The organism is Nocardioides sp. GY 10113 (assembly GCF_004919105.1).
Taxonomy (GTDB): Bacteria; Actinomycetota; Actinomycetes; order Propionibacteriales; family Nocardioidaceae; genus Nocardioides.
Genome location: NZ_STGK01000012.1, coordinates 24,129 through 47,294, shown reverse-complemented (window position 1 = coordinate 47,294; position 23,166 = coordinate 24,129). Strand labels below are relative to the sequence as shown.

21 protein-coding genes are annotated in these 23,166 nt (G+C 69.5%); 8 read left to right on the top strand and 13 right to left on the bottom strand.

Annotated features, from left to right (window positions below; translation table 11 throughout):
* The first annotated feature begins 41 nt into the window (after window positions 1-41).
* Entirely contained in the window at window positions 42-1,586 is a 1,545-nt protein-coding gene (locus E8D34_RS14860; RefSeq protein WP_136595435.1) for a hypothetical protein, read from the top strand.
* A 288-nt stretch (window positions 1,587-1,874) separates the two neighbouring features.
* On the opposite strand, the gene E8D34_RS20815 is transcribed toward E8D34_RS14860, so the two are convergent.
* Window positions 1,875-2,021, bottom strand: a complete 147-nt coding sequence (locus tag E8D34_RS20815; protein WP_168929456.1) for a hypothetical protein — start codon at window positions 2,019-2,021, stop codon at window positions 1,875-1,877.
* Between E8D34_RS20815 and E8D34_RS14855 the strand changes: the two genes are divergently transcribed.
* Window positions 2,020-3,126, top strand: coding sequence for a cutinase family protein (locus E8D34_RS14855; RefSeq protein WP_168929455.1), 1,107 nt, complete (start codon window positions 2,020-2,022; stop codon window positions 3,124-3,126). The genes E8D34_RS20815 and E8D34_RS14855 overlap by 2 nt on opposite strands.
* Before the next feature lie 471 nt (window positions 3,127-3,597).
* Here the strand turns inward: E8D34_RS14855 and E8D34_RS14850 are convergent, their stop codons facing one another.
* Complete coding sequence (locus tag E8D34_RS14850; RefSeq protein ID WP_136595433.1) at window positions 3,598-5,232, bottom strand: hypothetical protein; 1,635 nt, start codon at window positions 5,230-5,232, stop codon at window positions 3,598-3,600.
* 525 nt (window positions 5,233-5,757) lie between these two features.
* Window positions 5,758-6,108 (bottom strand): hypothetical protein, encoded by a 351-nt coding sequence (locus E8D34_RS14845; protein WP_136595432.1) that lies wholly within the window; start codon window positions 6,106-6,108, stop codon window positions 5,758-5,760.
* 161 nt (window positions 6,109-6,269) lie between these two features.
* Between E8D34_RS14845 and E8D34_RS14840 the strand changes: the two genes are divergently transcribed.
* On the top strand, window positions 6,270-7,478 hold the full coding sequence (locus E8D34_RS14840) for an IS481 family transposase (protein WP_136595431.1): 1,209 nt from the start codon (window positions 6,270-6,272) through the stop codon (window positions 7,476-7,478).
* A gap of 150 nt (window positions 7,479-7,628) precedes the next feature.
* Here E8D34_RS14840 and E8D34_RS14835 read toward each other — a convergent pair whose 3' ends face one another.
* Window positions 7,629-9,242, bottom strand: a complete 1,614-nt coding sequence (locus E8D34_RS14835; protein WP_136595430.1) for a CHAP domain-containing protein — start codon at window positions 9,240-9,242, stop codon at window positions 7,629-7,631.
* Window positions 9,243-9,669: 427 nt separating this feature from the next.
* Here E8D34_RS14835 and E8D34_RS14830 point away from each other — a divergent pair, with 427 nt between their 5' ends.
* The gene (locus E8D34_RS14830; RefSeq protein WP_168929454.1) at window positions 9,670-12,072 is read left to right on the top strand and encodes a M66 family metalloprotease; all 2,403 of its coding nucleotides are present in this window, start codon (window positions 9,670-9,672) and stop codon (window positions 12,070-12,072) included.
* A gap of 466 nt (window positions 12,073-12,538) precedes the next feature.
* Here E8D34_RS14830 and E8D34_RS14825 read toward each other — a convergent pair whose 3' ends face one another.
* Both E8D34_RS14825 and E8D34_RS14820 read right to left on the bottom strand, forming a co-directional pair.
* Window positions 12,539-13,687, bottom strand: coding sequence for a TRAM domain-containing protein (locus tag E8D34_RS14825; RefSeq protein WP_136595428.1), 1,149 nt, complete (start codon window positions 13,685-13,687; stop codon window positions 12,539-12,541).
* Window positions 13,684-15,735, bottom strand: a complete 2,052-nt coding sequence (locus tag E8D34_RS14820; RefSeq protein ID WP_136595427.1) for an APC family permease — start codon at window positions 15,733-15,735, stop codon at window positions 13,684-13,686. The genes E8D34_RS14825 and E8D34_RS14820 overlap by 4 nt, the downstream gene beginning before the upstream one ends.
* 49 nt (window positions 15,736-15,784) lie before the next feature.
* Here E8D34_RS14820 and E8D34_RS14815 point away from each other — a divergent pair, with 49 nt between their 5' ends.
* On the top strand, window positions 15,785-16,441 hold the full coding sequence (locus tag E8D34_RS14815) for a TrkA family potassium uptake protein (protein WP_240771384.1): 657 nt from the start codon (window positions 15,785-15,787) through the stop codon (window positions 16,439-16,441).
* A 15-nt stretch (window positions 16,442-16,456) separates the two neighbouring features.
* Window positions 16,457-17,128 (top strand): TrkA family potassium uptake protein, encoded by a 672-nt coding sequence (locus E8D34_RS14810; RefSeq protein ID WP_136595425.1) that lies wholly within the window; start codon window positions 16,457-16,459, stop codon window positions 17,126-17,128.
* Window positions 17,129-17,331: 203 nt separating this feature from the next.
* Here E8D34_RS14810 and E8D34_RS14805 read toward each other — a convergent pair whose 3' ends face one another.
* From E8D34_RS14805 to dut, 4 genes are read right to left on the bottom strand one after another with little or no spacing between them, the layout of a single operon-like run.
* Window positions 17,332-18,108, bottom strand: a complete 777-nt coding sequence (locus E8D34_RS14805; RefSeq protein ID WP_240771368.1) for a DUF3159 domain-containing protein — start codon at window positions 18,106-18,108, stop codon at window positions 17,332-17,334.
* A complete protein-coding gene (locus E8D34_RS14800) occupies window positions 18,105-18,464 on the bottom strand; it encodes an OB-fold nucleic acid binding domain-containing protein (RefSeq protein ID WP_136595424.1) in 360 nt (119 codons plus the stop codon). Before E8D34_RS14800 ends, E8D34_RS14805 begins: the two co-directional genes overlap by 4 nt.
* Before the next feature lie 10 nt (window positions 18,465-18,474).
* A complete protein-coding gene (locus E8D34_RS14795) occupies window positions 18,475-19,161 on the bottom strand; it encodes a DUF3710 domain-containing protein (protein ID WP_168929453.1) in 687 nt (228 codons plus the stop codon).
* 52 nt (window positions 19,162-19,213) lie between these two features.
* Window positions 19,214-19,669 carry a dUTP diphosphatase gene (dut, locus tag E8D34_RS14790; RefSeq protein ID WP_240771383.1) on the bottom strand — a complete coding sequence of 152 codons (456 nt, stop codon included), beginning with the start codon at window positions 19,667-19,669 and terminating at the stop codon, window positions 19,214-19,216.
* Window positions 19,670-19,792: 123 nt separating this feature from the next.
* On the opposite strand from dut, the gene E8D34_RS14785 reads away from it, so the two are divergent.
* Both E8D34_RS14785 and E8D34_RS14780 read left to right on the top strand, forming a co-directional pair.
* Window positions 19,793-20,272 (top strand): DUF3093 domain-containing protein, encoded by a 480-nt coding sequence (locus E8D34_RS14785; protein WP_136595421.1) that lies wholly within the window; start codon window positions 19,793-19,795, stop codon window positions 20,270-20,272.
* A 61-nt stretch (window positions 20,273-20,333) separates the two neighbouring features.
* The gene (locus E8D34_RS14780; protein WP_136595420.1) at window positions 20,334-20,633 is read left to right on the top strand and encodes a DUF4235 domain-containing protein; all 300 of its coding nucleotides are present in this window, start codon (window positions 20,334-20,336) and stop codon (window positions 20,631-20,633) included.
* 129 nt (window positions 20,634-20,762) lie between these two features.
* On the opposite strand, the gene E8D34_RS14775 is transcribed toward E8D34_RS14780, so the two are convergent.
* The 3 genes from E8D34_RS14775 to E8D34_RS14765 form a co-directional block, all read right to left on the bottom strand.
* Complete coding sequence (locus E8D34_RS14775; RefSeq protein WP_136595419.1) at window positions 20,763-21,053, bottom strand: DUF4193 domain-containing protein; 291 nt, start codon at window positions 21,051-21,053, stop codon at window positions 20,763-20,765.
* Between the two features lie 148 nt (window positions 21,054-21,201).
* On the bottom strand, window positions 21,202-22,017 hold the full coding sequence (locus tag E8D34_RS14770; RefSeq protein WP_136595418.1) for an inositol monophosphatase family protein: 816 nt from the start codon (window positions 22,015-22,017) through the stop codon (window positions 21,202-21,204).
* A 7-nt stretch (window positions 22,018-22,024) separates the two neighbouring features.
* Window positions 22,025-23,134, bottom strand: a complete 1,110-nt coding sequence (locus E8D34_RS14765) for a ferrochelatase (protein ID WP_240771367.1) — start codon at window positions 23,132-23,134, stop codon at window positions 22,025-22,027.
* Window positions 23,135-23,166 lie beyond the last annotated feature (32 nt).

The window sequence follows — 23,166 nt, the reverse complement described above, 5'->3', positions numbered from 1 at the left end:
GTAGACCGGTAGACCGGCACAGTGCCGTAGGAGTAGAAGTCGTGCGTCAGAACAACCTAGGGATTCCCGGGCCGATACGCGGTACTCGCTTCCCCTCCATCCTGGCTTGGGTCATCACCTCGATCGCGTGCCTGGTTGCCTCGGTTGCCGTGGTGCCGACCTCCGCGTCGGCAGCCGAGGGAACCGATACGGCCACCATCACGGGGCGCGTGAGCAGCCACCGTCAGCCGCTCGACAAGGCATCTGTGGCCGCCTACTCGCTGGGCGCCGCGGAGTCCCCGCCGGATGCGGCCGAGCTTCCAGTGGCTGAGGCGGCCACGAACGACGAAGGGCGCTTCACCCTGGTGGTCCCGGTGGGCCAGTACCAGCTACGGATTGTCGACCAGCGACGCTTCTACGCTTCCCATTGGGTCGGTCCGGATGGGACGCGGGCGTCTGCCTCGATCGTGGACGCCTCCGCCGGGTCGACCCACACCATCGATGTCACCAGCCTCGAGATCCTGAAGACCGTCCGCCTCTCGTACGGAACCTGGGGAACGCTGTCGGCCCGGCGGTGGGACGAGACTACCCAGACCTGGGGACCCCTCTACCGACTGACCGACCAAGCACTGTTCGGGTGGGTCATCGAACCGGGCCGCTACCGCTTCCTGCTCAACGGCGAGGGCCTGCCCACCTGGTACGGCGACACCACCGACTTCGACGAGGCGACAGACGTCGTCGTCAACGAGAATGACGACCCCCAGCTCGTGCTGACCATCTCCCCCGTCTACGCCCAGTCCATCGTGGCGCTCGAACCGGCCGAACTGCTGGGCAGCGGATGGGTCGGAGACACCCTGGCGTTCCGCGATGCCGCCTGGAGCGTCGCTCCCGGGATGTGGTCGTACACGGTCGTCCGCGACGACGGAAAGGTCCTCGCCCGCAACGGGCCCCATAGCTACGTCCCGACCAGCGCGGACGCCGGGCACACGATCACGCTGCATGTCACCGCCCACCGGGACGGGTACAACGCCGGCGCATCGGTGTCCGACCCAGTACTCATCCAGAACCTGGTGGCCACCAGGCCGCCCACCGTGGCAGGACAGCCCCATCCCGGGAAGACGTTGCGGGCGCGCGTCGGCAACTGGAACCACCCAGTGGCCTCCTACAACTACCAGTGGACCCGCTCGGGGAAGCCGATCGCTCGCGCAACCCGAGCCACCTACAAGCCCACAAAGGCCGACCTCGGAGAGAAGGTCGCCGTCCAAGTCACCGCTACCACCTCGGATGGCCATAGTGGCACCGCCGCCGCCAAGGCCGTCCGGGTCCGCGTGGGCGTCTCGTTCACGGTCTCTCGCCGCACATTCCGCAGCGACGGCCACACCCTGACCAGGTTCAAGGCGACCATTCACCTCACTGGCGCCAAGCGAGTACGCACGATATTCAAGGTTTCCGGACACCGGGTCGGCGTATGGGGGGCCACTGAAGACGGCACCTCGGTGACCTGGACGACCCCCAGCAAGCCTGGTCGATACAGCTACCGGATCAGCCAGCGTTCCTCGAGCACGGTCGAGGGAGCCGTCAAGACGGTGACCGCCAAGGTCCGCTGACGCACAGAGGCCGACCGGCGACACCTAGTCAGCGGTCCGACCAGCAAAGGGTGGACGCCTGCAGCGGTGTTAACTACGGGCTTCACCGCGTATCTACTACCTACTGCTGCCGGGGCGACGCTGCCGAGCGCCGCGCCTCACCGAGTTGTCACGGATGGTGCAGCAGTCCCGACCGTTACGGAGGGTTTGATCAGCCCGCTTGGCGGCGGCGATCTGCTGCGCGACCGGACGCTGAGCGATCCGCTTCGCCTTCGCCGCGGTGGCGACACGGGTCGGCGTCGGTCAAGGTCACGTTCCGCTGACGATCGGGGCCGCGACGCTCAACGTCACGTCCCACGCGCCGAACACAGCAATGACAGCCGCCCCCGCCGACGCGGCGCGGGGACCGGACGCATCCCCGCGTGCCCGGCTGCCGTCGCCGAACAGGAGCACCATGAAGAAGATGCTGACCCTCGCCGTCGCCCTCGTCGGGCTGGCGGCACTGCCCACCCCCGCCGACGCCGCCCCACCCGGCGGAGGTGGCACACCCCCGCCCGCGCCGACCAAGGTCACCGTGAGCGTCTACGGATCCGGCTACAAGGTCGCCTGGACCAAGGTTACCGGCGCGGTCGCCTACACCGTCGAGGTATCGGCCGTCACCGGCGCGAAGGGCGCCCTCACCACCAAGACGGTCACCGCCAAGGGCAGTACCGTCACCTCCGCGGTCGTGCCCGCGATCACGACGGCGATGCGCGGCGGCATTGCCAAGCCCACGATCAAGGTCCAGGCCATCAACTCCTCGGCAAGGAAGAGCCCCTGGCGCTACGCCGCCGCCAAGGCGGTGCCCTGCGCCAGCGGCTACATCGTCGACGTGCGCGGCTCGGGCCAGAGCAAGGACGTCACCGGGCGCAACCCCAAGATCAGCGTCCAAGGCAAGGAGTTCGCCAAGCAGATCCGCAAGGCCGTCGGCGTCGCGGAACGCACCCTGCCCTCGATCTGGGTCAACTACCCGGCCGTGGGCGCCCTCAACGCCGCGACCGCCAAGTTCCACCTGTCCTCGACCTACACCAACTCGGTCAAGGCCGGCGTCACGGCGCTGAACACGACGATGAACGCGATCGAGGACGCCTGCCCGAACGCGAAGGTGATCTTGTTCGGGTACTCCCAGGGCGCGCAGGCCACCGGCAACTGGCTGGCCAGCAGCAGCGCAGACCGCCACCTCGACCAGATCCGTTACACCGCACTGCTGGCCGACCCGACCCGCAACGCCGCAGACCACCGTGTGGACCGGGGCAGCGAGACCGACAGCAACGGGTTCCTCACAAAGCGCGCCAAGTTCGAGAAGCACCGGTTCGTCGGCTCGTGGTGCGACGAGGACGACGACTTCTGCGCCGGCTACGGGTTCCCGCTCACCAACGGCATCCCCTTCCATCACGACACCGCTCCCGACGAGCGCCTGGTCGAGTGCGCGGCCACCGAGGCGACCACCTACTTCAAGGCCCAGCAGGTGCTGCCCGACCACGAGCCCACCGCCGACCTCAGCGACCTCGACTGCGACTGACCCCGCGACCCGGCCCGCAGAATCTGCGGGCCGGGTCGCCCGGCTGCGACGGCGACCGCATAGGGGCGGGTTGCCCCACCCACCCGCACCGCCCACACGCGCAGGAGCACCCAGATGCCCCTGAAGTGGCCCCGGTAGCCCGGACACCTTGATTGAGGCGACGATCGTCGCCCGAGAGGAGTCCCCATGCCGGCACCGAAGAACCGAGATCCGTCGTCGGGCAATCGAGCTGGGCCGTCAACGGGACAAGCCAATCTCCCAGATCGCCAAGGATCTCGGGGGGCCTCAGCACGTGGGCGTGCTACCCGGGGCAGCGCCAACAATCGGTCTTTCGAGCCACGCTACCGACGTGTGGCGCCGTTGCCCGAGTAAACCCCCAGGCGGGGCCGCCTTCTCAGTCGACCGAGGCGTCGATTCCCGTCGCCCGGATCAGCTTTGCCGGGACACCGGCGATGACCGCGTCCGCGGGTGCTACCGAGACCGCGTCAGTGGCCGGACCCGGTCGGCGGGAGCAGCGCGGGCCAGCAGCGTGCGCAACTGGCTTAGCAGGTCCTGGACCTGTGCCCGACTCGCGTCGATGTCCGCGACTTGTTGCTCGTGCCTGTGGCGGGGAGCCGCTAGAGTGCCGACAATCTCGGCCTCGATCTGGTCTGCCTGCTTTCGGAGGGCCTCGATCTCGGCGCTCCCAACGGAGATGCGGGCTTCCCTGTCCTGGCGCTCCCTCTCGAGGTCGGCCGGCAGTTGGTCGAGTAGGCGGCGAGCCTCGGTCACTCTCCACTCGAGATCATCAGCGGTCACCTTCTGGACACGGCCGATAGTCGACGCCCATCCCTTGCCAGCGCGCAGACCCTCAAGGAGGAACACTTGTTGACTAAGGCGTTCCGCCATCTCCTCCTCGAACTGAGACCACCTAACCTGGTTCAGGAGGTGACCGATCTCATCCTCCCGGGCCCTCCGGTACGCCTGACCTCCGTCGACGACTAGGTCCTTACAGGCCAGCTCCTTCGTGGAGATCTGGCCTCTGATGTGAGCGACCTCCTCGCGCGAGGACACCAAAGTGCTCGACTCGAGCAACTCCAGCTCTGCACGGTGCTCGCCCTGGATCGTCCCCGCGGCGGCCCGCAAGCCAGCGTCTGCCTTCTGTCGGAGGGCATCGACCAACTCCGGCGCCCGCAGCAGGAGGTCGCAGGCTTCAAGCACCTCATCGAGTGGCGACAGACCAGAACTCGGCACGGCCAGCTGACCAAAGGACTCGCATGAGGTGAACGGAAGTGCCGCGACCTGAGCAAGGAGCCGCCTGAGCTCGGCTGCAAGGTCGAGGGTCGGCGCGAGGCTTCCGCCGACGGCAGCCTCCTCAAGTTGGTCGGGCGTGCGGAGCATCGCGACACTCACGAGTTCCGGAGCGACGAGAATCGACGATGAAAGGACCGATGCGTCGTCGCCGAGTTGGACTCGAAGCAGCCCCAGTTCAGCGCAGGTCGGATAGTCCTGATGGGCGCGAGTGGCGGTAGCCAGCGCCTCGGCGAGGTCGCCTGCCTCAGAATGCAGACGCGCGAGTAGGAGTGCTGCGCCAACTGCCAGTGGTGGCTCGTCCGGCGTCCCGTAGCGGACCGCCTTCGACAGCGGCGCGACGGCGTCCGGCTCACGGTCGGGTGCCCGCAGGATGGTTAGGGCGAGCATCAGGTGAGCGATCGCGAGATAGGGGTCGTCCGTCACGGCGGCCGTGAACTCAGTCTCGGCCTCAGGCAGCCACTCCCGCTCATACGCGCGGATGCCCCGGTGGTAGCGCTCCCTCGCGGCTGTGCCGAGCGGCGTGCGGAGCACTTCCTCGATGCCGCGGAGGAGAGCGTTGGAGTTGGCGACCCCGCGCGCGATGTCTCTCAAACCGACTCCGAGCGTGGCCGCAGCTCCGAACAACGACTCGCGCAACGAATCCTGCACTCCGGCGAGCCCGTCGGAGATCACCTCTGTCAAACCGGACTCCCTGATTCCGGTGGCGAAACTCTCGGCGTCGTAGTGACGCTCGAGCGAATAGCCGGTGGTGCGGGCGCGGTTCTGCTGCTCGAGCAGTCCGACGACGGTCGACACACTTGCTTCCAGGGTCACAGTCGGCGACCCTACTGACTCGATCCAGCTGCGATCGGGGTAGAAGATATTTCGGCCGATCTGCCCGGATGCTGGTCTAGGGCTTTTTGACACCGGGGAGGTCGGCGGGAAAGCGGCACGACCAGGCGACAGGGTCCTCTCGCCGGCAACGGCCGACCCCACCCCTGCTCGATCCGACGCAGCCAGCTGGAGCGCCGATCGCGGCTGGAAGACCGTGTTGCGCTGTCGGAATGAATCACGCCGGGCCTGATGAAGGCTCTCAGTCCATGGAGGCTGAGAGCCATCGCAGCACCCAGCAAGTACCCGACGGGGTGCGTGAGCGCGCCACCCGGATGGCGGTTGAGTTCCGGCAGGCCCCGGCCATAAGCAGGGCGCGATCACTCGCGTGGCCGAGCAGCTCGGCATGCACCGCGAGACGCTGCGCGGCTGGGTCCGCCAGACCGAGACTGACGGCGGCGCCAGGCGCGGATCCACCAGCAGGTCGACGTAGAAACTGGGGCCGGGAAGCAGCCCAGCGCCGGGCTCCTACAGGGCGAGAGCTCCTGCGAGCGCCGCAGCGTCATTGAACGAGTTCAGCTTCACGGTGCGGCTCAGACCACCGCCGAAATGGATCTTGGCGAACACGCTGCCCGCGCCGGCGTCGCTGATCTCGAGAGACGACACCGATGCAACCGCAATGACCGCCCAGTTCCCGCCGTCCTCCATCAAGAACACACGCCGATTCGTCACCGCAATGTCGCGGTTGTCGGTACCGAGCGTCGCGAGGAGATCCTCCCCCTCTACCAGGAGCGGCTCGACAGCCTGCCGTCCAGCAGGCGCGGCAGCGGGTGCAGCAGAAGGGCTTGTCGACGTAGACGCAGAGTTTCGGTTGAACAAGGTGGTCTCCTTACAGGGTGGTGCGACGCGTGCGCGCCACATGGCGGACTGTTCTGGCTCAGGACATCGGAATGGGGTGTCTCACGACATCGGAATAGCCATGTCTCGCGTCATCGGCATGGCACCCACCACCCCACCAACCAGCGGCGGCAGGCTGCCCGGTGTCGAAACGTCGCCTCGTCATCACCGCCGTCCTGGCCGGCGCCTCCCAGTCCGAGGTCGCCCGCACCTACGGCGTCTCCCAAGGCTGGATCAGCCGCCTCATGACCCGCTACGCCACCGAGGGCGAAGCCGTCTTCGAACCCGCCTCCCGCGCCCCGAAGACCAGCCCCACCGCAACTCCGCCAGCCACCGTCGAACTGGTCCTACGGCTGCGCAAAGAGCTCACCGACGCCGGCCACGACGCCGGCGCGGACACCATCGCCTGGCACCTGACCCATCACCACGACCAGACACTGTCGCGGGCCACCATCCACCGCATCCTGACCCGCCACGGCACCGTCACCCCCGAACCGAACAAGCGCCCCAAGTCCTCCTACATCCGCTTCGAGGCCGAGCAGCCCAACGAGACCTGGCAGTCCGACTTCACCCACTACCGACTCACCCGGCCCGACGGCAGCCCGGGCGCGGACGTGGAGGTCATCACCTGGCTCGACGACCACTCCCGCTACGCACTCCACATCAGCGCCCATACCCGGATCACGGCCCCGATCGTGGCCGCCACGTTCACCGAAACTGCAGGCCAGCACGGGTATCCCGCATCCACCCTGACCGACAACGGGATGGTCTACACCGTCCGTCTGGCCGGCCAGGGACGCCGCGGGGGCCGCACCCAGCTCGAGGCCGAGCTGCGCCGACTCGGGGTCCGGCAGAAGAACTCCCGCCCCGGCCACCCCACCACCTGCGGCAAGGTCGAACGCTTCCAACAGACCATGAAGAAGTGGCTACGCGCCCAACCCGTCCAGCCGAGGACCCTGGCCGAACTGCAGGCGCTGATCGACGCCTTCCGCGCCGAGTACAACCAGCAGCGACCGCACCGCTCGCTGGCACACCGAGCGACACCGGCGGCCGCCTACACCGCCCGGCCGAAGGCCAGCCCCGGCGTCGACCGCAGCGGCGACACCCACGACCGGGTGCTGACCAGCATCATCGACAGCTCCGGCACCGTCACCGCCCGCGTGAACGGGCGACTGCACCACATCGGCATCGGTCGAGCCCACGCCCGGACCCACGTCATCGTGCTCCTCCAGGACCTGCACGCACGCGTCGTCAACGCCGCCACCGGAGAACTCCTCCGCGAACTGATCATCGACCCCAACCGGGACTACCAGCCCACCGGCAGACCACCCGGGCCCGGAAAAACGAACTAGCCCGGACCCACATTCCGTGGGTCCGGGCTATTCCGATGTCTTGCGACATCACACGCCACATGGCGGACTACTTGAACCCACGCCAGACCGGTAAATCGCAGAACCATCGACCGTCCCTCATATGGGGCTGTCTGGGTCGGTGTCGTTGACTCAGAGGTCTCGGATGTGGATGAACCACGACGGCCATCCGTTGGACCGGGTCACCGTGCGCTTGTTGTAGAGGCCGGTGTATCCGTAGTTGTACTCCTCGATGACGATCGAGCCATCGGAGTTGACCTGCAGCACCCAGGCGACGTGGCCGGACCACTCGGCGATCGCTCCTCGCTTGGGAGTGCCGTTGACCGTGTAACCGATGGCGGCTGCGTTCGTGTGCCAGTTGCCGGCGTTTCCGAAGTGCCCGGACTTTCCATTCGGTCCGGTCATGTTGTTGGAGAACTGGACGTGGTTGTTGTTGTTCAGCTTCCAGGCGACCCAGGAGGTGCACTCTCGGTTGTAGAACCGCCACGGATCGACCACGGAATCCTGGGCGACGGGGGCACGGAGCCCGGCAGGGTAGTCGTCGCCCCCGCCTGCCGAGCCGGAGCTCGTGCTCACGTTCGTGTGGGTGTGCCAGACGGCGGCCGAGCCGCTGTAGAGGACCAGGTTCCGGTCGCTTTGAAGGACGAGGCGGTCCGCGCCCTTGCCGACCGTGTAGGTGGCCCAGCGTGCGGTTGCATCCGCGTAGAGCACCAGGTTGCCGTCGCCTTGAAGGACTAGACGGTTCGCGCCGGAGCCGTCGGTCTCGGTATTCCAGCGGGCTGTTCCTCCTTCGTAGAGGACGAGGTTGCCGTCTCCTTGAAGTACGAGGCTGTACTTGCGGCCGACCGAGTAGAGGCGCTCGCCGGGGTAAAGCGTCTGGCCCGTCTTCAGCCGGTCGCCGATGTAGCCGCCCTTGGTGCTCCAGATCGCTCGAGCGCCCGCGTACAGGACAAGGTTGCCGTCATCCTGCATCTGCAGCGCGTCCGCGCCGGTGTTGACCGTCGCTGTATTCCAGCGCGCCACACTGCCCTGGTACATCACGAGGTTGCCGTCACCTTGCATGGTGAGTCGGTCGGCGCCACTGCCGACGGTGCTGCTGGCCCAGGTCGCGCCAGTTCCCGCCTTGTAGATCACCAGGTTGTTGTCGCCCTGCATGACCAGCCGATACTCGCCATTGGGTGAGACCAACTGCTCCCCTGCACGCAACGCCTCCCCCGCTACAAGGGAGTCCGGTGTCGGGGACTCGATCGTGACGACACTCGACGGCGCCGTCGACGGCAGGGCGGCCGTCACCTTGACGCGCTTCGCCTTCGAGGCGATCACCTTTCCGGAGCCCACCTTCGCCGTCACGCGATACCGATGGACACCTACTGCGGCGTTGCTCAGCGAGAAAGTTGCCTTCCCGCGGCGGTTGGTCTTCTTCGAGCCGACCTGAACCCACTGCCCGGCGTACCTCACCTTGAACCGCACCCGGACCCGCCCCTGGACCCCGCGAACCGTCACCCGTGCCCGGGATCGAACACCCTGGGTTGTCTGCTTCGGGACCACCAGACGAACGCTGCGCTTGACGGTTCCCCGGCGGGCAGCCGCATCGACCAGCAACGCCGCATCGACTCGCTGTGCCGAGCCCGCAGTTGCCGGTTCACCCTGCGGGGAAGCCGCCGCGGGCGAGACGACACCTACCAGCGCGCCGGCCGCGAGCAGGCAGAGGATCGCGGCACCGATCACGATCCGGTTCGCTCGCACAAGGCACTCCGCTCTCTTTGGCCGTAGACGCGGCGACACATGACCACGGCACACGGCACCCTGTCCCACGAATCGCGACAGTTCACTACTTGTCGGTGCGCGACCAGTGAACTGGTCTAGGCGGTCGGGTTGATCCTGACGGACGCACTCTTCTGCGGCAGCATGGACTGCCGCCTTCACCGCATGCCTGTTTCAGCCGCGGCGCGGTGGCGCGTCGCGGGGCCCCACCGAGATCTCGCGGAGGTGCGGCAGGCCCGCCCGGTATCCAAACATTTAGGGATGCAGCAACCACTTCCACCGCCGCTACCTTCGGCGAGTCAATCGCCAGGGGCAAAGCCGAGCAAGGTCGCCTCGGCTCGCGCCCGCGCGGCACGGAGGAGTCATGCACAAGGTCAACCGACACCGGAGCGTCTCGCTCGCTAGCGCGATGATCCTGGTGCTGATCGTCACCGTCCTCCCGCTGCTGTTTTCGGCATCGCCTGCGGTCGCTGCAACGCGTGCGATCCAATCCAGCGGTCCGTTGAGCGAGGTTGCGATCTCCTCCGACCTCAACTGTTCCGTGCAGCACGTCAACTTCAGTCATTCCGCGTTCTACGGCGACACGGCGTGCGGAACCCTCGCTGTCGTCGACGGCGAACTGTTCGGGCCGGACAGCATCCCCGCTGGATCGTCTGCGACACCCAGGACTCCCTTCACCGAGATCTCGCAATCAGCCGTGTCGGGCAGCGGAACCTCCAGCTCGCCGTACTCCATCACCACGGTCGTCGAGCTCGGAGCGACGGGCGTGCGTCTGACCCAGACCGACACGTACGTCACGGGGTCGGAGGCATACGACACCCGCCTCGTCGTGCAGAACACGAGCGGCTCGGCCACGTCCGTGCGGCTGTACAGAGCGGGCGACTGCTACCTCGCGGACTCAGACCTTGGATACGGCGCGAAGGGGGCAGCTTGGACCGCTTGCGTCGACGAGACCAAGCAGCGCATCCTCCAATTCACCGACGTCTCCGGCGGAGCCCATACCTACGAAGCGGGCTACTCGTCCGTGTGGAGCGTGATCGGCCAGCAGGAGCCTTTCGACGACTCCTGCCTGTGCGACTCCCATCTCGACAACGGACTCGGCCTCAGCTGGGATCTCTCGGTACCGAGCGGTGGGCAACGGTCAACCACCAGCCGGATCGCCTTCACTCCGGACGCGGGCACGGACGACCTCGACGGAGATGGCCTGAAGGACGAGTGGGAGACCTCCGGCTACGACTACGGCGGGATCCACGTGCCCCTCGACGCATGGGGGGCCGACCCTGCCAAGAAGGACGTGTTCCTTCAGGTGAACTGGATGTCGACCCACTGGTACCGCGAGTGCAGATGGGCGAACTTCTGGATCAAATGCACCGAGAGGTCCAAGGACTTCGCGCCCAGTAGGACCCGATTGGCGGCACTCCGAGACGCGTTCGCAGACGAGGGGATCAACCTCCACATCGACGCCGGACCGAGATCACCTCTGAACAGCGACGGCCGCGAGTTTCCGCTGCCGCTTGGCGGGATGTCCGTGCAGTACCGCGAGTCGTTCGCTGAGAGCTCTTCGAATGAGCACCAGGGTGAGGCACTAGACGCCGCGCACGAGACCGGCCTATCGGACGCCCGCAAGCAGAGCTTCCACCTCGTCGTGATCGGCGATCATCCCTGGGGCACCTCACGCACAACCGGATTCGGCTACACGCCGGGCTCCGTGCTGTTCGTATCGGGAGGGGCGGTGGCCTCCGACGCCGAACTGGTCCAAACGATCATGCACGAACTCGGCCACAACCTCGGGCTGAATCATGGTGGGCCGCGCCGGCAAGCGGGCAGCGACCTCAACTGCAAGCCGGCCTACAAGAGCGTCATGAACTACCAGTTCCAGCTGAGGGGCGTCGGGCTCCAGTACGAGTCGAGCTCGTCGACAGGCAACCCCGCGCCGGCGTTGGCGAACATCCAGTCCTGCATCGACTCCGGGGGAACGCCCTATCCCGCGGAGTCCTACAGCGTGTTCGCCGACTGGCCCGAACTGGAATTCACCGGGGGCGGGATCGGCGGACTGTCGTCCGGCAGCCTGGCTGACCCCGTGATCGGCACCGAGCCGGACTACGCAGATCTGCTTGCGAACGGGATGGCGGGCGAGGACGGTGATGGCGGCGTCGACGTCGTCGCACCTACAGCCCTCTTCGCCGGTCTCCCTCGCCAATCCTTGACCGTCCGGGTGACGAACCCTGGAAACGTCGCGTCGAGCTACGCCCTCGACGTTTCGCTCGGCGGGATTGCCCAGCCGACGCGGACCATCACCGTGTCTGCCAGGGCCTCCACGGATGTGCAGGTTCCCGTGACTGACGTCTCGGGGTCAGCGCTCAAGGTGTCGGCTGCTGTCTCCGCGGCCGGGGAAGCAGAGCTCTTGTCGACGCGCACCGTCACGCTTCCCGTGATGCGGAACGACCCGGATGCGGCGAGGTCTGCCCTGAAGTCCGCCGGATCGGACGGTCAGGACATCCCGGCGGACCTGCGCTCCACCCTGACGCACGCGCTCCAGCAACTGGCGGCAGACGCGCCTCGGAGCCGGCCGAAGGCCCGAATCAGCAAGTGCCGGGCCCACAAGGTGCGCGTGGTTCTGGACGGTCGCAAGGCCACCAAGATGACGCGCTACAAGGTGGTAGTCGATCCCATTCGCGGGAAAACAAAGCACCGAGTCCACAAGTTGAAGGCTGGCAAGGCCAAGCGGTTGGTCCTGCGCAAACAGCGATCGGGCACTCGCGTTCAAGTTAGGTTCAACGGAAAGATCGTCAAGCGCCGGCTCCAGTGTTGACGCCGTCGCCCATCGACCAGTAGCGCCTGCTCTGTCGGGGATGAAGCAACCGGGTCTGCTGCACGATCGCGCGACAACAACGGGGACTGCTGCACGAACAGGTGACAGCGCCGAGCCCCGGCGCGGTCACCTGACGCCGAGCCTGGGCTGCAGCAGTATGAACTGCGGGCTTCACCGCATATCGATTACCTACTGCTGATCGCGCCGCGCGGTCGCAGCGCGTCACCGATATGTCAGGGAGTGTGCAGCAACCGCCGGAATCGACCTCGTCAATCCACCCTCCGCGTCAATCCACCCTCCGCGGCCACACGCACGTCCGCAAGGCGCTGGCATCGCGGCTGCTCGGCTACCGCGGGCCCGCGCCGCCCCACGCTGGCGCGACGCTCAAACCGCGCCCAAAGCGCGCCCTTGGCCCACTTTCGGCCGTTGAGCCCTACGAGGGCTCAACGCTCCGCCGCAGGTCAGATCAACTTTTCTCGAGCAACGCGACGCATTCGACGTGATGCGTCATCGGAAAGAGGTCGAACGCACGCAGCGACACCATCCGATACCCGTGCTCGGCGAAGATCGCGACGTCCCGCGCCAGCGCCGCCGGGTCGCAGGCCACGTACGCCACGGCCCGCGGCGTCCGGGCCACGACGGCCTCGACGACAGCGCGCTTCGCGCCCACCCGGGGCGGGTCGAGTACGACGACGTCGAAGTGCTCGGCGTACCGGGACTCCAGGACGGAGCCCACGTCGCCGGCCGAGGCCTCGATGCCGGGGCAGTTGATCGTGGAGAGCTCGCTGGCGCGGGGCTCGCCCTCGATCGCGACCACCCGGCCGGTCGCACCGCCCGCCGACACCGCGTCCAGCAGGAACCGGCTGAACAGGCCGACGCCGGCGTACAGGTCCAGCGCGGACTCCCCCGGCTGCACGTCGAGGTAGTCCAGCACCGCCCCCACGAGGGCCTCGGGTGCGCCGGGGTGGACCTGCCAGAAGCCGTCCTGGGCCACCTCGAACGCATGCCCCCGCACCGTGTACGACGGCCCGGTCGGCGCCTCGAGCAGGCAGTCCTCGACCGGCACCACGTCGTGCGAGCGGTGCTTGCGCATCCCCCGCCGACCGTCCGGCAAGGACACGTACCGCTGCCGCGTCCGCCAGCGCAGACCGTCCTCGTCCCCGGGAACCGCCTCCACCGAGACCTCGATGTCCAGCCCGGCCAGCCGCCGCAGCTGCTCCTGCACGACCGCGGCCTTCAGACCGCGCTGGGCCGGGAGCGAGACGTGCTGGAAGTCGCAGCCGCCGCAGGCACCGGGGCCCGCGACCGGACAGGGTGCCGGCACCCGATCAGGAGAGGGCGAGAGCACCTCGACGGCGTCGCCGCGCCAGAACCGGTCGCCCTCGGTGCCCTCGGTCAGCTCGACCACCACCCGCTCGCCGGGCAGCGCGTGCCGGACGAAGACCACCCGCAGGCCGTCCTCGACGGGCACCCGGGCCACGCAGTGGCCGCCGTGCGCCACCGGCCCGGCCTCGACCTCGAAGCGCCGGCCCACCACGGACGCACCGCGCGCCGTGCGCTCCCGGTTGGCTCCGTGCCCGGCGGGGCGGCCCCGGCGGGGCGCCTTGCGGGTCATCGCTGGATCTGCCGGTCGCGGTCGCGGTCGCGCAGGCGGACCCGCCCGCGCCGCAGGTCGCCGGGGTGCACCCGCAGCTCGTCGCGCTCCCCGCGCTCGCGCGCGATCTGGGAGGACCGCAGCTGGTAGGGCACGGAGATCACCATCACGCCCGGCGTGAACAGCAGCCGGCCCTTGAGCCGCAGCGCCGTCTGGTTGTGCAGCAGCTGCTCCCACCAGCGCCCGACGACGTACTCGGGGATGTAGACCGCGACCACGCCGCGTGGGTTGGCGCGCCGGATCGCGGAGGCGTAGTCCACGATCGGCCGGACCACCTCGCGGTACGGCGAGTGCAGCACCTTGAGCGGGATCCCGGTGTTGCGGCGGTCCCACTCCTCCAGCAGTTGGGCGGTCTCGGCCTGGTCGACGGAGACGTAGACGCCCTCCAGCGCGTTGGGCCGGGTCGCCTTCGCGAAGGCCAGCGCCCGCAGCGTCGGCTTGTGCAGCTTGCTGACCAGGACGATGGCGTGCACGCGGGTCGGCATCACCTTGTCCTCGTCGCCGGCGGCCAGCTCGTCGGCCACCTTGTCGTAGTGGCCCTTGATGGCGCGCATCACCATGAAGAAGAACGCCATCGCCAGGATCGTGATCCAGGCGCCGGCCAGGAACTTGGTGATCACCACGATCACCAGCACCACCGAGGTGAAGCTGAGGCCGATCGCGTTGATCAGGCGCGCGCGCATCATCCGGCGGCGCTCGGCCGCGTCCGGCTCGCGCTCCAGGGCCCGGGTCCAGTGCCGGATCATGCCGAGCTGGCTGAGGTTGAAGGAGACGAAGACACCGACGATGTAGAGCTGGATCAGGCGCGTGGTCTCGGCCTCGAAGACGATGATCAGCAGGCAGGCCAGCACCGCGAGGAAGACGATGCCGTTGCTGTACGCCAGCCGGTCACCGCGCGAGCCCAGCGCGCGCGGCGCGAAGCCGTCCTTGGCCAGGATCGAGCCGAGCACGGGGAACCCGTTGAACGCGGTGTTCGCGGCGAGCACCAGGATCACGCCGGTCACGGTGATCACCAGGTAGAAGCCGGGCGAGAAGTCGTGGAAGACACCGCGGGCGATCTGCGCGATCACCGCGTGCTGGTCGTAGTCGTCGGGCAGCGGCTGGCCGTTCATGGTCAGCCGGTCCAGCTGGTGCGGATCGACGTAGCGCAGGCCCATCTGCTTGGCCAGCACGATGACGCTCATCATCATCGTGATCGCGATCATCCCGAGCAGCAGCAGCGTGGTGGCGGCGTTCTTGCTCTTGGGCCGCCGGAAGGCCGGTACGCCGTTGGAGATCGCCTCCACGCCGGTCAACGCGGCGCAGCCCGAGGAGAACGCCCGCATCAGCAGGATCAGCAGACCGATCGTGGTCAGCGGCTGCTGGAAGTCCGGGTCGGCGGTGATGTCGAGGCCCGCGCTCTCGGCCATCGGCAGGTCGCCGATCGCCAGCTCGAAGAAGCCGTAGATGCACATGCCGAGGATGGCGAACATGAACGCGTACGTCGGGAACGCGAAGAACGCGCCCGACTCCCGGATGCCGCGCAGGTTCATCGCCATCAGCAGCAGCACCATGACGACCGCGACCAGCACCTCGTGGCCCTGGATCGCTGGTATCGCCGCCGCGGCGTACTGCGAGCCCGACGAGATCGACACCGCGACCGTGAGCACGTAGTCGACCAGCAGCGCGCTGCCGACCACCGTGCCCGCGGTCTGCCCGAGGTTGACGGTCGCCACCTCGTAGTCGCCGCCGCCCGACGGGTAGGCGTGCACCGTCTGGCGGTAGGAGGCGATCACCGCCGCCATCACCACCGCGACGGCGATCCCGATCTTCCACGACCACACGTACGCCGAGGCGCCCGCGAGCGAGAGCATGATGAAGACCTCGTCCGGCGCATAGGCCACGGACGAGAGCGCGTCGCTGGCGAAGACCGGCAGCGCGATCCGCTTCGGAAGCAGCGTCTCCCCCAGCTGGGCACTGCGCAGCTTGCGGCCCAGCAGGATCCGCTTAGAGACGTCACCGACACCCACGGGCGAGAAGCGTACGGCACGCTACGGTGATGCCGTGCACGTCGTGATCATGGGCTGCGGCCGAGTGGGCTCCACCCTGGCCCGAAGCCTCGAGGACCGCAACCACACCGTCGCCGTGATCGACACCGACCCGGACGCGTTCCGACGCCTCGGTCCGGGCTTCAACGGCGACAAGGTGGCCGGCATCGGCTTCGACCAGCAGGTCATGGAGAAGGCCGGCATCCGGCGGGCGGACGCGTTCGCGGCCGTCTCCAGCGGCGACAACTCCAACATCATCGCCGCGCGTGTCGCGCGGGAGACGTTCGGGATCCAGCAGGTCGTCGCGCGGATCTACGACCCCGGCCGGGCGGAGGTCTACCAGCGGCTGGGGATCACCACCGTGGCGACCGTCCGCTGGACCTCCGACCAGTTCCTCCGCCGGATCGTGCCCGCGGGCGCCGAGCCGGACTTCCGGGACCCCTCCGGCACCATCCGGCTCGACCACATCATGGTCCCCGAGGTCTGGGTGGGCGCCCGCGTGGGCGCCCTGCAGGAGCAGGCCCGCGCCCGGATCGCCTGGATCGACCGGCTCGGCGAGGGCATGCTGCCCACCTTCGACTCGGTGATTCAGGAGGGCGACGAGCTGCACCTGGCGATCCGCGAGGAGCACGCCAGCTTCGCCTACGACGTACTGGCCCGCGGGCCCGAGCACGATGACGGCCGCTGAGGCCGGAGGAGAGACATGAGGGTCGCCATCGCCGGCGCCGGCGCGGTCGGACGTTCCATCGCGCGGGAGCTCATCCAGAACGGGCACGAGGTGCTGCTGATCGACAAGTCGGCCAGCTCCATCCGCCCCGAACGCGTCCCCGACGCGGAGTGGCTGCTCGCCGACAGCTGCGAGCTCTCCTCGTTGGAGGAGGCTCGACTCGACCGCTGCGACGTGGTCATCGCCGCCACCGGCGACGACAAGGCCAACCTGGTCACCTCGCTGTTGGCCAAGACCGAGTTCGGGGTGCCGCGCACCGTGGGCCGGGTCAACCACCCCAACAACGAGTGGCTCTTCACCGAGGCCTGGGGCGTCGACGTGAACGTCTCCACCCCGCGGATCATGTCCGCGCTGGTCGAGGAGGCGGTCACGGTCGGCGACCTGGTCCGGCTGTTCACCTTCCGGCAGGGCAACGCGAACCTGGTCGAGATGACGCTGCCGCCGGACTCGCCGTACGTCGGGAAGCCGTGCGGGCTGATCCCCCTGCCGGAGAACTGCGCGCTGGTCACCATCCTGCGCGACGGACAGGTCTACGTGCCGGAGAAGGAGCAGCCGGTGGAGGCGGGCGACGAGCTGCTGCTGGTCGTGCCGGCAGAGGCCGAGGACGAGCTGGAGCGCCTGCTGGCGCCCTCCGCCCACCCGGGCTGAGCCTCACCGGGGGTTGAGGTGCGAGCGAGCCTCACCGGTGGTTGAGGTGCGAGCGAAGCGAGCCTCGAAACCACCACCCGGCGGGCGCCTTGGTTTCGAGGCTCGGCGCTAGCGCGCCTCGCACCTCAACCAGCGGCGACAGTCCGCGCGCGCCTTGGTTTCGAGGCTCGGCGCTAGCGCGCCTCGCACCTCAACCAGCGGGGTCAGTCCTCGCGGGCCTCGGGCGCGGCGGCCTCCGCCTCGGCTCTCTCGAGGTCGACGGCCTCCTCGGCGGCCTTCTCGGCGCCGGTCGGCGGCAGCGGCGTCGCGTTCCGCGCCAGCAGCCAGATCATCAGCGACCACGAGCCGATCCGGAGCACCCAGCCGAGGCCGGTGCGCAGGATCGTGATCAGCAGGACGGCGAGGTCGGGCTCGATCACGTCGGCGTGGCCGAGGAGCCAGATCGGCCCCTGGAGCAGTACGCCGATCGCGCCGGGGGCGAGCATCACCCAGGTGAGCCGGCTGCACAGCCGCACCACCAGCGGATCGTCGTGCCACGCGGTCGGGTCCCCGGTGACGCTGCCGAGCATGAAGCCGAGCACCGGCCAGCGGACCAGGCAGGAGAAGCCCATCACGATCGTGTAGCCGAGGCTGATCAGGATGCCGGGCAGGAAGAAGGCCAGCGCCTGGTCGGTCTCCGAGCCGCCGGAGCTGGCCGCGATGCGCACGAACACCCAGCCGATCGCGATGCCGAAGAGCGCGTTGAGCACGAACTGCAGGGTCGAGCGCTGGAGCAGTCGCAGCACCAGCGCCACCCCGGCCACCACCAGGCTGCCGACCAGCGCGGCCTGCAGGTCCTTGGTGACCAGCCAGGTCAGGGTGAAGACGATGCCGGGGATGCCGGCCTCGGCCATGCCCCGACGCCCTCCCAGCGCGCGGGCGAGCTGGTGGCGGACAAGCGCCTCGACGGTGTCGATGCCGACGGGATGAGTGGTGCTCACAGCAGTTCGTACCTCGGGTTGTAGAGCACGCGGACGCCGTCCTGCTCGCCGATCCGGCCGGTGACCTCGATGCCCCGGCCGGCCATGATGCCAGCGATCCGGCGCCGCCCGAGCCAGATCACGGTGACGGTGCCGGTGCCGTCGTACAGCTCCGACTCCAGGGCGGGCACGCCGCCGCGGGGGCGCAGCGTCACGGTGCGCAGCGTGCCGCGCAGGTGGACGGTCTCGCGGTTCGGCGCATCCGCGATGCAGACCACGCCCGTGCCGGAGAACTGGCGGCGCAGCTCGCGTGCCTCGGCCTCGTGGCTGTTGGCCCACCTGCTGATGGTGCGGCGCAGGCGACTCTTCTCGGGCATCCGCGGCCGCTCAGTCCGCGGGCTTGTCGATGCGCTGCAGTCCCTCCGGAAGGGTCAGCGGGAGCTGCTCGCCGACCGGCATCGCGTGCGCGCCGCGGCGCACCACGATCCCGGCGATCGTCTGGTTCCAGGCCGCGGCGGCCTCGGACTGGCGGGCCGGCTCGCCCAGGAAGGTCGCGCGCAGCATCCAGCGCGGTCCGTTCACGCCGACGACGCGGGAGTGCTGGACGCCCGGGTTGCCGTCGGGCAGGGCGACCCGCACCTCGCAGTGCAGCTCGGTGCCGAACGGGCCCTCGGACTCGGTGGCGGTGCCGCCGCGACGGTGGGTCTCCGCGGCGATCTGCGGGCGCACCTCGGCCCACAGGTCGCCGTTGCGCGGCGCGGCGAACGCGCGCAGCTCGACGGCGCCGGACTCGTCGGTGAGCAGCACGGCCTTCACGGCCCCGGTGGCCTCGTCGACCTGGACCCGCAGGTTCCGGCCCTGCACCGGCGCCACCAGGAGGGCGCCGAGGTCGATCAGCGGCCGGGAGCGGTGCTCCAGGTCCACGTCCTCGATGTCGTAGGGGCCGGTGGGCTCGCTCGCGCCGGCCCCGTCGGTCGTCGCGCCGTCGCCGACCTCGGCGACCTCGGCCGCCCCGGTCGCGTCGGTCTCCTCGACCGACGGCTCCGCACGGCCCGCCTTGCGCCGCAGCCTCACTGTTGCCTCCTCGTCGACCCGCTCCCGGGCCGTCGCAGTCCCCGTCGGACGCTCAGGGCGATCCGAACCCACCGGTAGAACCGTAGCCCCCATCGCCACGCACGCTGTCCGGAAGGTCCTCGACAGGGGTGAACGCGGCGCGTTCGAACCGCTGGATCACGAGCTGGGCGATCCGGTCCCCACGGCGCAGCTCGATCGGCTCGCGCGGGTCGTGGTTGATCAGCATCACCTTGATCTCGCCCCGGTAGCCGGCGTCGATGGTGCCGGGCGTGTTCACGATGGACAGGCCGTGCTTGGCGGCCAGCCCGGACCGGGGGTGGATCAGCGCCACGTAGCCGTCGGGGAGCGCGATCGCGATGCCCGTGGGAGCCATCGCCCGCTCCCCCGGAGCCAGCGTCAGGTCCACGGTGGTGACCAGGTCCGCTCCGGCGTCGCCGGGGTGCGCGTACGCCGGCAGCGGGACGTCGGGGTCGAGGCGGGCGACCTGCACGGTCAGCTGTCCGGTCACCGGGGTGGTCGGCGCCGCGGTCGGGTCGGCGGCGCGTACGGCGCTGTCGGCTTCACTCACCCGGCAGACCCTACGCAAGACCCAGCGCTCGGCGCGCGGGACCCGGATGGGATCATTCATGTCGTGAACGACAGCGGTGCGCGGGCGGACTACCACGAGCGCCTGGGCGTCCCACTGCGGTGGTGGGCCCAGGGAACGATGCTGGTGGCGAGCGTGTGGATCGCCATGATCGTGGCGATCCCGGAGAAGCCGCTGCCGTGGATCCTCACGGGCCTGGCGCTCGCCCTGCTGGCCGCCTGCCTCTACTGGTACGGCGACGCGCGGATCGAGGTGCGCGACGGCTGGCTCCGCGCCGGCCGTGCCCGGATCCGCACCATGCACCTCGGCGCCGTCTCGGCGCTGGACGCGCAGGACACCTGGCGGGTCGCCGGTCCCGAGGCCGACGCCCGCGCCTTCCTGCTGCTGCGCCCGTACCTGCGGCGAGCGGTCCGGATCGAGATCGACGACCCGGCCGACCCCACGCCGTACTGGTTGGTCAGCTCGCGGCACCCCGACGCGCTGGCCGGAGCCCTCAACGCTGCGCGCTCCCGCCACGCGGGCTGAGCCCGGATCCGCGCCGGGCCTCCGAGGCTCACAGGGCGGACCGGGACGCTAGGGTCGGACCATGGCAGATGACAGTTCCAAGGTCTGGTCCGCGTTCTCGCTCGTCGCGGGCCTGGGCGCGGCGGCCGTCGCACGCAAGGCTCTGCGCGGCGGCTGGAAGGCGGCGACCGGCAAGGAGCCCCCGGCGAACCCCGCCGACCCCGACGTGGACGTCTGGGAGGCGGTCGCCTGGGCGGCCGCCAGCGGCACGCTGATCGCGCTCGCGAAGATGGCCGCGACGCGGCGCGCGGCGACGTACTACCTCAAGTCCACCGGTGAGCTGCCGCCCCCGCTGCGCAAGGACGAGCCGGCCAACGCCTGACCGCGCAGACGTCCGCCACCTCGTCCGGAAACGAAGAACGCCGGGTTCCCACGTGGGGGCCCGGCGTCGTCGTCGGCGGAGCCAGCGGCTCCGCCTACTGCTGATCCTCAGATCACGCGGAGGTCGCGCTCACACGCAGTCGCGGCAGATCATCTTGGCGGGGTCGGCGAGCTGGCTGTGGTGGTGCACCAGGAAGCAGCTCATGCAGGTGAACTCGTCCTCCTGCTTGGGCTTCACCTCGACGGCGAGCTCCTCGTGCGAGAGGTCGGCACCGGGCAGCTCGAACGCCTCGGCCGCCTCGGTCTCGTCCTCGTCGACCTTGCCGGAGTTCTTGTCGTGGCGGCGAGCCTTGAGCTCCTCGATGCTCTCCTCGGACTGCTCGTCCTCGTTCTTACGCGGTGCGTCGTAGTCGGTCGCCATGACGTTCTCCTCTCCCCTGTGGGGGTACAGCGCGGGGGTATCTCGCGGTGGTCTGCGGGCCTGAGCGGCGCGGCAGATTGTGCACCATGTGGCGTCGGATCGCGACTCCGGTCTGGGTGCGAGTCAGGGAACAGCGGTCGGGGGCCCGCTATTCCCCCAGGAATCCGGCAGATCGCACGGCCTCCAGCAGCTCGTCGAAACCGTGCCCCGGACCGGCCAGGATCAGCTCCCGGCCGCCGACGCCGGTCCGCACCTCCACCCGCGCGCCCGCGAGGCGAGCGATCAGCCCGCCGGCCGCGTGGTCCCACAGATTCACGCCCTCCTCGACGTAGCCGTCCAGGGACCCCTCCGCGACCTGGCACAGGTCGAGGGCGCACGAGCCGCCGCGGCGGATGTCCCGGATCCGTGGCAGCAACCGGGTCATCGCCGTCGCCTGCAGCGCACGCAGCTCCGCGCTGTAGTTGAAGCCCGTGGCCAGCAGCCGCTGCGACAGCGGGGCCGGGCCGCGGACCGCCAGCGCCGCGCCGTCGCGGGTCGTGACGCCGCCACCGGGCGCGGTCGGGTCGAGGTGGGCACGGTAGACGACGTCCGCCCCGACGCCGTGCACGACGCCCGCCACCACCTCGCCGTCGACCTCCGCGGCGATGGAGACGGCGTGCTCGGGACGGCCGTACAGGAAGTTGACGGTGCCGTCGATCGGATCGACGATCCAGCGCACGCCGCTGGTGCCCGGCTGGTCGTCGCCCTCCTCGCCGAGGATCGCGTCGTCGGGCCTGGCCGCCAGGAGGCGCGCGCGGATCAGCTCCTCGGCGGCCCGGTCGGCGACGGTGACCACGTCCACCTCGCTGGACTTGGTCGCGGCCACCCCGACGCCGGCGTGGCCGCGGACGAGGTCGGCGGCCTCCGCCGCGACGGCGGCCGCCAGGTCGGCCAGGACCCGCGGCTCGGGCAACGGGGCGCTCACCGGCCGGTCAGCCGTTCCGGGGCAGGCAGCAGCCCGCGGGGCAGCGGTCGCAGACGGGACCACGCGAGCCCAGCGCGGCACGCTCGGGCTCCTCGCCGCGCTCGGCCGCGGCCCGCTCCACCAGCAGGTCCCGGATCGCCGCGACGAAGCGGGGGTCCGTGCCGGCGGTGGCGGCCCGCCGAGCCGGCAGGTCCAGCCGCTCCGCGGTCGCCAGCGCCTCGGTGTCGAGGTCGTAGACGACCTCCATGTGGTCGGAGACGAAGCCGATCGGGATCATCACCACCCCGGGGCAGCCCTCGGCGGCCAGCTCCTCGAGCCGGTCGTTGACGTCCGGCTCCAGCCACGGCGTGCGCGGGGACCCGGACCGGGAGCAGAAGACCAGCTCGTGCGGGCGGGTGACGCCGGTGCTGGCGGCGACGGCCTCGGCGACGACGCCGGCGACCTCGAGGTGCTGGGCGAGGTAGGCGCCGCCGCCGGCGTCCACCGGACCGCTCTCGTCGTTCATGGCGGTCGGGATCGAGTGGGTCACGAAGACCAGCCGCGCCGCCCGGCCGATCTCGCCGGAGGGCCCGCCCGGGAGCTCGCCGAGCGCGGCGATGGTCGCGTCGACGGCGGGCTGCACGAAGCCGGGGTGGTCGTAGTAGGGGCGCAGCTTGTCCAGCACGGGCGCCTGGAGGCCCTCGGGCACCGCCGCGACGGCGTCCTCGAGGTTGGTCAGGTACTGGCGGCAGCTCGACCAGGACGAGTACGCCGACGTGGCCAGGCAGGCCGCTCGTCGTACTCCGTCGCGGGCCATCTGCTCGACGACGTCGTTGAGGTACGGCCCCCAGTTCCGGTTCCCCCAGTAGACCGGGAGGTCGATCCCCGCGGCGGCGAGGTCGGCCTCGATCGCCGCCTTCAGCGCCCGGTTCTGGTCGTTGATCGGCGACTTCCCGCCGAACAGGAAGTAGTGCTCGCCGACCTGCTCCAGACGTTCCCGCGGGATCCCGCGGCCGCGGGTCACGTTCTCCAGGAACGGCACCACGTCCTCGGGCTTCTCCGGTCCGCCGAAGGAGACCAGCAGCAGGGCGTCGTAGGGGTCGGTCACGGTCGTCGTCGAGGTTTCCGAGGTCGCCACGCCGCCATCCTAGGTACCGCGCCCCACCCGCG

Bases quoted from the DNA above. Each gene is read 5' to 3' on its own strand.
- E8D34_RS14855 (WP_168929455.1), top strand. From the start codon at position 2,020: ATGAAGAAGATGCTGACCCTCGCCGTCGCCCTCGTCGGGCTGGCGGCA.
- E8D34_RS20815 (WP_168929456.1), bottom strand. From the start codon at position 2,021: ATGGTGCTCCTGTTCGGCGACGGCAGCCGGGCACGCGGGGATGCGTCC.
- E8D34_RS14780 (WP_136595420.1), top strand. From the start codon at position 20,334: ATGGCAGATGACAGTTCCAAGGTCTGGTCCGCGTTCTCGCTCGTCGCG.
- E8D34_RS14815 (WP_240771384.1), top strand. From the start codon at position 15,785: ATGGGCTGCGGCCGAGTGGGCTCCACCCTGGCCCGAAGCCTCGAGGAC.
- E8D34_RS14825 (WP_136595428.1), bottom strand. From the start codon at position 13,687: ATGACCCGCAAGGCGCCCCGCCGGGGCCGCCCCGCCGGGCACGGAGCC.
- E8D34_RS14830 (WP_168929454.1), top strand. From the start codon at position 9,670: ATGATCCTGGTGCTGATCGTCACCGTCCTCCCGCTGCTGTTTTCGGCA.
- E8D34_RS14775 (WP_136595419.1), bottom strand. From the start codon at position 21,053: ATGGCGACCGACTACGACGCACCGCGTAAGAACGAGGACGAGCAGTCC.
- E8D34_RS14800 (WP_136595424.1), bottom strand. From the start codon at position 18,464: ATGCCCGAGAAGAGTCGCCTGCGCCGCACCATCAGCAGGTGGGCCAAC.
- E8D34_RS14810 (WP_136595425.1), top strand. From the start codon at position 16,457: ATGAGGGTCGCCATCGCCGGCGCCGGCGCGGTCGGACGTTCCATCGCG.